Raw genomic sequence first — 12,350 nt, forward strand, 5'->3', positions numbered from 1 at the left:
AACTTTGGTCGCTTGTTTTGGCACTATGAAATATAAAAGTATCCGTCTATCACCTTCTTACATACAAGCGAGAAATGACAAAGTCACCAGAAGATTCAACTTGAGCAGTTTCTTTTCTTATATATTCTGAATATAAACAAGTAACATTGGGGTAATTAAAACTGCATAATATTGCAGATAAAATATGCGGTTTGGGACCAAATGGTATGATTGAAACGTTGAATTCAGATCGAAGAGGCGAAAGCATTTGTGACATGTTGTCATAACATGTAGCGATGCTATTTATTGGAAGCTTTATCAACTTGTCTTCACCGCCAAGACTATGAGAAATGAAATCTTTGTTCTTTTCTAAGCATGTATTTTCATAATCATAAGTTGCGGCCGGAGCCGCCATAATGCCAAAACATTTATTTGGATTTAATAGATTATATAATCTTTGCGGTCCATACCTATCGAAACCGAGCATAAAAATTGCAGCATTATGTCTTTTGGTTAATGAAATACCTTCACAGCCAGGGATAATACGAAGTTCACCTAGCTCTACATTGAGGTCTAAACTTTTATATATTGCTGTTGCGTATGTTAAATCAATAATTACTTTTTTATTACAGAAATTCACTAAATAGTTTAAAATTGAAGCATACCAGGCACGAGACATAGATGTATAATCAATCAGTATTTTAACTTCAGAATGATTGATTGTACTGATTCTTTCACTTAACTCTTTGTGTATTATAGAAATCTCTCTTTGTGAAACTTCTAGAAATTGGTGTCCGCTCCAGTTGTCTGAGAAATAATTAAAACACTCTGTACGAACAGGATCGTTTTTATGTTGGTCGAAAGCTAAAATTATGACGTTGTCGATATTATCTTGATTTAACCTTGTTGCTACATCAATGCAACGCTCTTCATAACCACAAGAAAATAAGGCAATATCATATTTTGAATTACTCAGTTCACCAATTGATATGTCATCTACATGTAACTTATTCATTAACCCCCTCCAAATCTAAATTGTATTGCCCATCATTATTTCTTTTATTTTTTGCTTTAAATCTGCTATACGAATGATTGTTAATTATTACAGATAAGTTAATAGAATTTCCCTTTCTTGGCATTAAATAAAAATGAGGTGATAAGCAAAAAGCTAATACGAACCTTCCCTTTCTGTTTGGCATTTTATTATCATTGTCTAACCCTCTAAAGTCAGGGTAGATAAGACCTAAATCGACAGCTGTTTCTACATATTTCCATATATTGTCATCTTCAACATCAAATGAAAAAGAACTGTACGTGTCTGTATTTATTTTGTCTGTATGCAGCTTATCCTTGAGAAATCTTCCAATTGTTGTAAACAAGTCAAAGGCTTTTTTACCGTCAATTTCGAGATTAAGACCATCTAGCTCAGAATAAGAAAATTCTTTTAATTTTGCACCTTGTTCCTTGTCTGAAAGAGTCTTTAATTCAGTGCCAGATTCGATGTTTTTTGAAAATAGATAGTTGAATAATCTTAATAATCTTCTTGGATTGCCATCTGCACAACGGACAACTAAAGAATATCCAGAATATATAGATGGAGAAGCATTTCCTTTATATTTTTGAAATGAATCCTTTAAGGTTAAAGTGCCTCTTAACTTTCTTGATATTGAATTGTTAAAAAGAGTGTAATCATGTTTTATTAGCCTTTTAGATCTTTCTATCGTGTTAATGTCACAATATTCTTTAATTTTTTCCATTAATTTTTCATCTGGAAAAGCATCTTTGGGCGAATCAATTAAAATGGAGTTCCCTAAGAGAGATTTTAAGGTAATGTCTTTGTTTATAACAGATGAGTTAGCTATTCTTTTTTTAAAGAGTTTTTCTGCGAAATGTTCAAAAAAGTATTGAGAATTATTTTTTGCATTTCCATGAAGCCCTTGTTTGTCAATGTTCAAGTAATCAAAGTCATGCCCCATATTTAAAGGAGTGCCCGTGTCAGTTTCTAATGTGTAGTGACGATATGGCATAGTTGTTATCTTAAATATTATCTCATTATATGATCTCATATGAGTATTCAAGATTTTATGGTGTTCCTTTGTTAAAAATTCTGCTTCATCAATACATACACAAAAAGTTGATGCGCTTGATAATCCAATTTCTTTCTTTACTGTCGAGAGAGCCATTGTTAATGGTTTAAATAAATCTGTATTAAAATTTAGTCCCACCAACTGCTCTTCAGAAGTTAATTCTAGTTTTAATTTTATTTTGTTAAATATAATATTTTTTTTATACTCTATGATTTCAAGTTCATCATAAATATCACTGATGGTATTTAATTTTTTTGATAACCATAATTCGGAAATTTTATTACAAATAGCTTGCTCTTTTAAGACCCTATCTATTTCATCCTCAACATATGAAACCAAACAGCTTCTAACAGTATCAAGAAATCTTGCGCAGGAAGATAAATTTAAACTCCATTTGAAAAGTTGATTGTTTTCATCGATATCACCTATTGAGTTAACCCACTCTACTTTTAGAGGGATATAAGTAGCTATAAATGAGCGTTCATTTATAATTTGATTTGCTTTATCACTCTTAAGCTTAGTTAGACACTCATGAGAAAGCATTTTAATTAATGCAGTTTTCCCTGAACCTCTAGAACCTAAAATTATATGGTTTTTATTGGATATAAGAGACTCAAATGCTGGAGTCCAAACAAACTCGTCAGCTAGTTGATCGGCAGTGAAATATCTTGCATTAGAATGCTCAAATATATTATTGAATCCAAATAAGTTATGCATATTAGTTTCCCTTCAACAGAATGAATAGCTCATTTTGTCCCGGAGTTTTAAATATTGTGAATCCCATTTCATGAGATAAATCACAAATAGTCTTGTCAAGTAACTTTCTTGAAGTGTAGATAATATCTGCATAACTTTTTGAAAGTTCACTCCACTTTACATGTGTCTGAGTTTCAAAAAAATGCTCGATCGATTCCTTTAGCCGTTCTTTTAGCTCGACGGGGCGCATTCTATTACCGAAATATTCCTTGTGAGGAATTCCATTAATAGATTCATCTTTTGTCCAACCATGCCCTGTGTTGTGCGACCAGCTCACGACTTTTCCAAAAGGAGTTTTATTTAGGTCACAAATTTTATCTATTTCAATTTGATGTATAGTATTTGGTACTCCTTGGAACCACCTGTCATCTAAACGTGCTGAGAAGCTGCCTGCACAAAGTATATTTATCGGGTGCTGGTAATCATCTGAATACTGGGTGAGCCTTGGGATATGTTTATGACCATGAACGATAAAATTGATGTTATTTTTGGAGGCTATATCCATTAATATGGCTGCATTTTCTATAATGCTGTGGTCTGCTCTATCAAAAGGTAAGTCAGGCTGTTGAATTGGGTGATGATGTACGACTAATAAGTTAATTTTTTCACAATCTGAAATTTTTAACTCTTGAAGCTTCAAATCCAGTGCTGCTAAGTCTTGTTTTCGAACAACACCATGGTGAGGCTTTTTGTCATAATGATCAAAAGCCGAACTATTAATGCCTATTACGTTGAGGCAATCATCAGACCAAATTGTGAAATATGGCTCACTGTAATAGCTACCAGAATGGGATTTATTTAGACATTTTGAAAAAAAGTCATTAAAGCGTAGATTGTTATATTTACGCTCTATTGTGATTCTGATGTCTTCATTTGCTTTCATTGATGCTTCTTCTTCGTCCCAATTACCATCATGATTCCCTGGAACAAAAAAAATATTTGAATGATCCACCCTTAAAATGTCTGCAATTTCTTTTAAGCGTTTAGATGCGAGTTCAAATTCATCTTTAGTAGCTCTATTTGTTATATCTCCCGCTATAATCACATAGTCTGCGCTTATTTCCTCTTGTTTAGAAAGCTTTTTTAGTTCTTCTAGTAGCTGGTTTTTTACTGCATTACCTGAATTTCCAACAGAAAACTCATTTGAAACAGCTGCATCACCAACATGTAAATCACTAATAATTATTATTTTCATTTATGCTAGATAATTACAGGTATACCAATATGGCATAATGATAACATATCCATGTTAATAATTAGGTCAGCGATTAAACATTTTTGGATGATTTAACAAAGATTATAGGTGGGATAAAGTAGCATGTGCTTACAATAAATAATGAAAATTGTGGCAAGAGTAACAGAATGTATTGCTAAGTAAGATGACTCGAATTCTAGAGTAAGAAAAAAGCGAACCACCTCAGGTTCGCTTTTTTTCTTCTCAATGCGTTCACAATTTTAATTTGATTCACAATCTTAATTTAATCGTTCACAAATTTAATTGAAGATCCCCAACTAGGACAAATTACTCATACGCTTCCATTGGCACACAAGCACAGAACAAGTTGCGGTCACCAAACACATCATCAATGCGGTTTACGGTAGGCCAAAACTTGTTGGCTTTAACCGCATCTGTTGGGAATACCGCCAGCTCGCGACTGTATGGACGTGAATCAAACTCTGCGTCCATGATGTCTTCTAGCGTGTGTGGTGCATTACTTAACGGGTTGTTGTCCGCTGGGAATTCACCTGCTTCAACTTGAGCAATTTCCTTGCGAATATTAATCATGGCTTCAACGAAGCGATCTAATTCAACTTTAGACTCAGACTCTGTAGGTTCAACCATTAGCGTACCCGCAACAGGGAAGCTCATGGTTGGCGCGTGGAAGCCATAGTCGTTTAGGCGTTTAGCGATATCCATTTCGGTTACACCAGAGCTTTCTTTAAGCGGGCGCAAGTCGATAATACATTCATGAGCAACACGGTCATTACGACCTGTATAAAGCACTGGGTAGTGTTCAGCTAGCTTTTTCGTTACATAGTTGGCGTTCAAAATCGCAACTTGAGTCGATTGTTTTAGACCTTTGCTACCCAATAAACGAATGTACATGTACGAAATCGGTAAAATGCTCGCGCTACCGTAAGGAGCCGCTGATACCGCGCCATTGTTGTCGCTCTCGCGACCTGGCTTAATCAAGCTGTGACCAGCCACAAATGGTGCAAGGTGAGATTTCACACCAATTGGTCCCATACCTGGGCCGCCGCCACCGTGTGGAATTGCGAAGGTCTTATGTAAATTAAGGTGAGATACATCAGCGCCAATAAAGCCCGGTGAGGTGATACCTACCTGAGCGTTCATGTTGGCGCCGTCTAGGTAAACCTGGCCACCGTGCTGATGGATGATTTCACAAATCTCTTTAACCGTTTCTTCGTATACACCGTGGGTAGAAGGGTAGGTGATCATGATGCAAGATAAGCTATCAGCCAGCTCTGCTGCTTTTGCTCGTAAATCTTCTAAATCAACGTTGCCGTCTTTATCACATGCGGTAACAACGACTTTCATACCTGCAAGTTGTGCAGAGGCTGGGTTAGTACCGTGAGCTGATTGTGGGATCAAACATACATTACGGTGACCTTCACCACGAGACTCATGGTATTTTTGAATCGCTAACAAGCCAGCGTATTCACCTTGAGCACCAGAGTTTGGCTGCATGCATACAGCATCGTAACCCGTGATATCCACTAACCAATCAGATAGCTCATTGATCAGCTGAGTGTATCCTTGAGCTTGATCTAGCGGGCAGAATGGATGCATGTTTGCAAACTCAGGCCAGCTTACCGGTAGCATTTCAGCAACAGCGTTAAGCTTCATCGTGCATGAACCCAATGAAATCATTGAGTGGTTCAAAGCTAGATCTTTGTTCTCTAGGCGTTTGATATAACGCATCATTTCCGTTTCGCTGTGGTAACGGTTAAATGTTGGGTGCGTTAGGATTTCATTATCACGTTCTAGGCTTGCTGGGATTGAAGCAGAATTAATAACTTGTGCATCTATAGCTTCAACATCTAAACCATGACCTTCACCTAAAATGATGTCAAACAGTTGTGCAATATCATCACGAGTGGTGGTTTCATCTAAGCTGATACCAAACTGAGTATCAGAGTCGTAACGTAGGTTAGCTTGAGCAGCGATAGCACGAGTTTTGATGGCTTCTAATTCTGATGACTCAAAGCTAACAGTATCAAACCAAGTGTTGTTTAGGCTGTTTATGCCTTTTGACTTAAGACCTGCTGCAAGAATATCAGTCATGCGATTGATACGAGTAGCAATGGTCTTTAGGCCTTGTGGACCGTGGAACACTGCATAGAACGAAGCCATGTTTGCGAGCAGTACCTGTGCAGTACAGATGTTTGAGTTCGCTTTTTCACGACGGATATGTTGCTCACGAGTTTGCATTGCCATACGCAAAGCACGATTACCGCGAGTATCTTGAGAAACACCAATGATACGACCTGGCATTGAGCGCTTGTAAGCATCACGAGTAGCAAAGAAGGCTGCGTGAGGACCACCATAGCCCATTGGAACACCAAAGCGTTGCGCACTACCAAATACCACATCAGCACCGAGTGAAGCTGGTGATTTAAGTAGAACCAATGACATGATATCAGCCGCCAGAGTTACAATCGCTTTTTTGGCTTTTAGTTCAGCAAACAGTTCAGAGTGATCGTTAATTTGACCTAGCTTGTTGGTGTATTGGAATAGCGCACCAAATAGCTCGTGGTTAACGGCTTCATGAGCAGGGCCAACGATAACGTCAAAACCAAAACATTCAGCACGCGTTTTTACTACGTCGATGGTTTGTGGGAACACATCATCAGCAACAAAGAAAATGTTGGCTTTTTTAGCTTTTGATACACGCTTTGCTAATGCCATAGCTTCTGCCGCTGCCGTAGCTTCATCAAGCAAAGAAGCCGATGCTAAATCTAACCCTGTTAAATCCATAGAAAGGTGTTGGAAGTTAAGGATGGCTTCTAGACGACCTTGAGCGATTTCTGGCTGGTAAGGAGTGTAAGCCGTGTACCAACCCGGATTTTCAAATACGTTTCTTAAAATGACGTTTGGCACTGTGGTTGGGTAATAACCCATACCAATATAGCTTTTGAATACTTGGTTTTTGTCAGCGACACCACGAATGTAGGCTAAGCCTTCCGCTTCATCATTTGAGCGCCCGACATTTAGTTCGCGACCTAAACGGATATTTTCAGGAACAATTTGCTCCATTAAATCATTGAGTGACTCAGCGCCTACTTCATTGAGCATTTGCTGTTGCTGCTCGGCATCAGGGCCAATGTGGCGAGTCAGAAATAATTCGTGTTGTTCTAGTTGGGTAAGAGTTTGTTTGCTCATTTTCAGCTCTGTTTATTGTTGCAGGTCAGAGGTATATACGAACAAAGCCCCAAAAGGGGCTTTGTTTATGCACAAAATATTATTCTTCGTCGATAACAGCTTGATAACCGTCAGCGTCTAATAGGTTATCAAGTTCTGCTTCGTCAGAAGCTTTAACGCGGAATAACCAGCCTTCAGTAAAAGCACCGCTGTTTACAAGTTCTGGTGAGTCTTCTAACTCTTCGTTAATCGCAACAACTTCGCCAGATAATGGAGAGTAAATGTCAGAGGCTGCTTTTACAGACTCTGCAACTGCACAGTCTTCGCCAGCAGAAACGGTGTCGCCTACTTCAGGCAACTCTACAAATACCATATCGCCTAAAAGCTCTTGTGCGTGTTCAGTAATACCAACAGTAAAAGTACCATCGCTTTCTTTACGCGCCCATTCATGAGACTTTGCGTATTTTAGTTCAGTAGGTAGATTGCTCATCGTTTTATTCCTTTTGGTATAGCTTAAATCTTAATTCTTAATTATTGATTCTTAAAATGCTTGTTTGCCGTTACGTACAAAGGATGGCTTAACAACTTTAACTGGGACGCGTTTTTTACGCATTTCTACTTCAGCTGTTTCGCTAATGCCTTTTGGTACACGAGCCATGGCGATAGAGTATCCCAACGTTGGGGAGAATGTACCGCTGGTGATCACACCCTGCTGCTCGTTACCGTTTATATCGGTAAAGAAAATATTCATGCCGTGGCGCAGTACACCTTTAGCTTCCATGACGAGACCAACCATTTTTTCTGTGCCAGCCGCTTTTAATGCTACAAGCGCTTCACGACCGATGAAGTTACGGTCTTCTGGCTCCCACGCAATAGTCCAGCCCATGTTGGCGGCTAGTGGGTTAACAGTTTCGTCCATATCTTGGCCGTATAGGTTCATACCTGCTTCTAGGCGTAGCGTATCGCGCGCACCTAAACCACATGGACGAACGCCAGCATCTAGCAATGCTTGCCAAAGATCTGCGGCTTGTTCTTGTGGAAGGATGATTTCGTAACCAGCTTCACCTGTGTAGCCTGTTGTCGCTATAAATAGGTCGCCAGATTGCACGCTGAAGAATGGCTTCATTCCTTCAACAGCTTGTTGTTGCTCTGCTGAAAATACTTTTGCAGCCTTGGCTTTAGCATTTGGACCTTGTACTGCGATAACTGCGAGTTCAGGACGTTCGGTGATCGTAACCTCAAATGCTTCAGCTTGTGTATTTATCCAAGCTAAGTCTTTTTCACGAGTCGCAGAGTTAACAACTAAACGATAGTGAGTTTCTGTTAAGAAGTAGGTGATCAAGTCATCGATAAGACCAGCTTCGTGGTTTAGCATGCCGCCGTATAATGCTTTACCAGCAACAGAGAGTTTTTCGACGTCGTTAGCAAGTAGGGTACGAAGGAAAGGTTTTGCTTGTTCGCCAGAAATATCAACCACTGTCATGTGTGATACGTCGAACATTCCTGCGTCTTGACGAACCGCATGATGTTCTTCGATTTGAGAGCCATAATTAATTGGCATTTCCCAGCCGAAGAAGTCCACCATCTTGGCGTTTGATTCCAAGTGTTTATCAAAGAGTACCGTTTTATTTGCCATTATCATCCCTTCTGGAGAGTAATATGTTCTCGTTATTGTTTGGTGTTTTGAACAAAATAAAGTTGCGAAATTATACCTCTTAAAGCGAAGTTGTATACAAAAGATTTTTTATGGATAAGAGTGACTTGCCGAGTGCAGGGATTGCTTTAGTACCTAGTGGTACGGAGGATTTAATAGTCGAAAAAATAACTGAGAAAAACTAATGACTGAGATTAGTTTTATTGATGCCAAATGACGGTTGTTAATTTTTTATTAAAATCATGTGGTTAAGGCTGCACTAAATAAGCAAAGCACATTGTTCATGTTTTAAAGTTAAAGTTCACTAACGAAGTCGCCAGAGTTTTTTGGTATGAAGCGGTCTGGATTAGACCGCATTAAGATTATTTACACAGTTTAGGAAGTTTAATTTTTTGCCCTAAAGCCTGTTTTGCGAATACAGTTTTCAAAATACCAAACTGGTCTACAATGTTCAGTCCAAAATCTCGAATAGCCTTTTTGATTGGGTTGTCACCGGCAAACAATCGCTTTAAAGCTTCCATAGATGCAATCATTTCTACGGCTTCAGCTTTTCGCCAGCGTTCTAAAGCTCGAAGATTGCGATACTCTCCAAGATCTAAGCCTTCTTCTTTCAAGTCGATTAGGGTTTCGATAATGCTGGCAGCATCCAAGAAACCAAGGTTTACACCTTGTCCTGCTAACGGATGAATGGTGTGAGCGGCATCACCAGCTAAAATCAAACGTTGGCGAGCGAAGTGTCTGGCATAACGCATTCTTAAAGGAAATGCTAAGCGTTCGCTGTCTAACTGGCATAATCCCAATTTGCCATCAAAAGCGGCAGTGAGTGATTTTTCAAACTCTTCAGGTGACATTGCCATAAGGTCTTTTGATTTTGCTGGCGGAACAGACCATACAATAGAGCATAAGTGATTGTCATTTAAAGGGAGAAATGCCAATGGTCCTTCAGAAGAAAATACCTGACGAGCGCAATGATTATGAGGTTCGGCCGTTTTGATGGTTGCCACAATGGCGTGGTGATCATAATCCCAAAAACTGAGTGGAATGTTACTTTGTTGGCGTACCCATGAATTTGCACCATCAGCCGCAATAACTAACGAAGTTGTTAGGCTAGAGCCGTCACTCAATGTTAGCCAACACTCTCGGTCACCAAAGGCAATGTTGTTCACTTTTTGGTTTTGAATATGAGTAAGGGCATGGCACTCTTGAGCTCTCTTGGCTAGCGCTTGAGTAATATTGTCATTCTCGATAATCGAACCCAGTTTAGATTCCATTTCCGATTCGGCATCGAAGTGTATTGAGCCTAGGCCATCTTTTGTCCACACTTCCATTTGGTTGTAGTCACCAACTCTCGAATTATCAAGATATTGCCAAACACCAAGATTTGACAATAAATTTTGACTGGCTTTGTTGATAGCGCTGACACGTAAACGAGGCTCACCATCAACAGGCTCAATAGAACCAGCATCAATCACAATCGTATTAATATTGGATTGGGCAAGGCCAATTGCGGTAGCAAGGCCAACCATACCACCGCCAATGATGGCGACATCGTAACTTTGTGTGTTTAACATGTTATTCCAAAAAATTTAGGGCGTACCCTATTACGCTGTTGTATATCCCATGGCTGTTTTCGCAACTGGAGCCTTTAACGGTGGCAGGTAACTTAATAATCTTAGACTTAAATTACGAGTAACCGCCATCGGCCATAAGTCGTTAGAAAACCCTCTAACCAAGAACTCTATGCGACTAATAGTATTGCTTCTGTCCAGCTCTCGGAGTTTGAGGTATCCATGAGTAACGCTAGAGCTGCCTACGTCAGAACCATTCGACTGTCGGGAAATCACTTTTATTAAGGCCAATATATCTCGCATGCCTAAGTTAAACCCTTGCCCTGCGATAGGGTGCAGTGTTTGGGCTGCATTTCCAACAAAAACACAACGATGGTGAATCGGTCTTGGCATATAGCTTAACTTGAGTGGATAACAGAATCGTTCACCCAGATCAATAAATTGTCCTGCTCTGAATCCAAATGCGTGTTGCAGCTTAGATAAAAATTCAGGTTTTGGTAGCGCCATCCATTCATTGGTCGTTTCGGGTGGTAAGGCCCAAACTAGTGATAAGCGGTTTTGTTGATTTTCAGGACGCATTGGTAACAAAGCTAATGGACCAGTGTTGGTGAATCGCTCCCAAGCTCTGTTCTTATGTTCTTGCTCGCAAGCAATATTGGCGATAATGGCTGACTGGTTAAAATCAATGACTTGTTGTTCTAGCTTTAATTGCTGGCGAACAACTGAATTTACACCATCTGCAGCTACCACTAATTTAGCCGTGATTTGTTGACCTGAATTTAGTGTTAACTTGTGATGTTCTGGAGTTGCAGTTAGCTCGGTAATGCTATTGGGGCAAAGCAAGTTTACTGATGACTGCTGTAGTGCTTTGTATAGCTGCTGTCCAACTTGTGCCAGTTCTACCACTTGCCCCATATAGTCGACATTAAGTTCATCAGCATTCAATTGGGTCATGCCGAAGTTACCACGGTCAGAAATATGAATATGGTTAATAGGTGTGCCCAGATTATCAATATTCGACCACACACCAATTTCTTTCAATGACTTAATGGTATGGTGAGCTAAAGCGATAGAGCGAGCGTCAAAGCCTGGGTGCTCATCTGAGGGAGTAACGGCCTCAATTAAAGCAATTTTCAATTTGCGTTCTGTGAGTTGCTCTAGGCCTAGTGCTAAAACACTGCCTACCATGGCTCCGCCAATGATGGCTATATCGTAATCAGTAGTCGCATTATTTTGTTGTGATGAAGACATACAAAATCCGTTAACTCGAAGTGCTTGGAAGTGGCTATCAATCAGTTAGTGTAAAGTGTCAGGTTTCTCTTGATTACTTGATGGAAGCTCGGGAGCAAATTCGGAATAACACAAAATCGCCGATACTCGGACAAACTCTTCTAATTCAATAAAGGCTGCTTCTGATTCATTGTCATCAGAAACGTCTAATTCAACTTGTGCTATCTCAGTTAAGTCCTCAATGACCTCTTTAACTTCAGCAGACGCTTGTTTGAGTTTTGGTTGAATAATAGCAATTGCGGCCAAATAGCTTTGCACCCATAAAGACAGAGCTTCAACTCGTACATTTAGAGACTCTTCTTCTTCCGGTAAAAGTAAGGTGAAACCAAATTCAAACTCTTCAAGTCGTTCTAAAGTGTCTTTGTAAAGGTCTTCGATCAGGTTGTGAAGATCAGCAGGGAATGGTTGACCGTCACTTATTAACTCTTGCATTGGTGTGATCCAAGCTTTTGATTTATGTTCAACACCACCACAAATTAGCCCGACTAATGTGCCGTGAACTTCGGCTGGGTGTTGTGCGAGTTCTGCGGCTTTTAGGGCTTGAGATAATTTTTCAATGCGTAGTGACGGTGTAGTAACCATTTGAGAATTCCAAGTAAATCAATGTCGGTAGGTATAGTAACAGATGCCCA

At 39.5% G+C, this 12,350-nt stretch carries 9 protein-coding genes; all 9 read right to left on the reverse strand.

The features are described 5' to 3' along the window. Positions 1-49 precede the first annotated feature (49 nt). Entirely contained in the window at positions 50-994 is a 945-nt protein-coding gene (locus AC1EU0_RS15865) for a hypothetical protein (RefSeq protein ID WP_480303543.1), read from the reverse strand. Next, positions 987-2,783, reverse strand: a complete 1,797-nt coding sequence (locus AC1EU0_RS15870; RefSeq protein WP_480303544.1) for an ORC-CDC6 family AAA ATPase — start codon at positions 2,781-2,783, stop codon at positions 987-989. The genes AC1EU0_RS15865 and AC1EU0_RS15870 overlap by 8 nt, the downstream gene beginning before the upstream one ends. Position 2,784: 1 nt before the next feature. Beyond that, entirely contained in the window at positions 2,785-4,017 is a 1,233-nt protein-coding gene (locus AC1EU0_RS15875; RefSeq protein ID WP_480303545.1) for a metallophosphoesterase family protein, read from the reverse strand. A 327-nt stretch (positions 4,018-4,344) separates the two neighbouring features. Continuing rightward, positions 4,345-7,227 carry an aminomethyl-transferring glycine dehydrogenase gene (gene gcvP, locus AC1EU0_RS15880; protein WP_480303546.1) on the reverse strand — a complete coding sequence of 961 codons (2,883 nt, stop codon included), beginning with the start codon at positions 7,225-7,227 and terminating at the stop codon, positions 4,345-4,347. 79 nt (positions 7,228-7,306) lie between these two features. Beyond that, positions 7,307-7,696 carry a glycine cleavage system protein GcvH gene (gene gcvH / locus AC1EU0_RS15885; RefSeq protein WP_480303547.1) on the reverse strand — a complete coding sequence of 130 codons (390 nt, stop codon included), beginning with the start codon at positions 7,694-7,696 and terminating at the stop codon, positions 7,307-7,309. A 51-nt stretch (positions 7,697-7,747) separates the two neighbouring features. After that, a complete protein-coding gene (gene gcvT / locus AC1EU0_RS15890; protein ID WP_480303548.1) occupies positions 7,748-8,842 on the reverse strand; it encodes a glycine cleavage system aminomethyltransferase GcvT in 1,095 nt (364 codons plus the stop codon). A gap of 380 nt (positions 8,843-9,222) precedes the next feature. Next, complete coding sequence (locus AC1EU0_RS15895) at positions 9,223-10,431, reverse strand: FAD-dependent monooxygenase (RefSeq protein WP_480303549.1); 1,209 nt, start codon at positions 10,429-10,431, stop codon at positions 9,223-9,225. A 30-nt stretch (positions 10,432-10,461) separates the two neighbouring features. Further along, on the reverse strand, positions 10,462-11,679 hold the full coding sequence (gene ubiH, locus AC1EU0_RS15900) for a 2-octaprenyl-6-methoxyphenyl hydroxylase (protein ID WP_480303550.1): 1,218 nt from the start codon (positions 11,677-11,679) through the stop codon (positions 10,462-10,464). Between the two features lie 45 nt (positions 11,680-11,724). Then, positions 11,725-12,300 (reverse strand): UPF0149 family protein, encoded by a 576-nt coding sequence (locus tag AC1EU0_RS15905; protein WP_480303551.1) that lies wholly within the window; start codon positions 12,298-12,300, stop codon positions 11,725-11,727. Positions 12,301-12,350: the final 50 nt, after the last annotated feature.

Source organism: Parashewanella sp. 2210YD4-3, assembly GCF_056591735.1.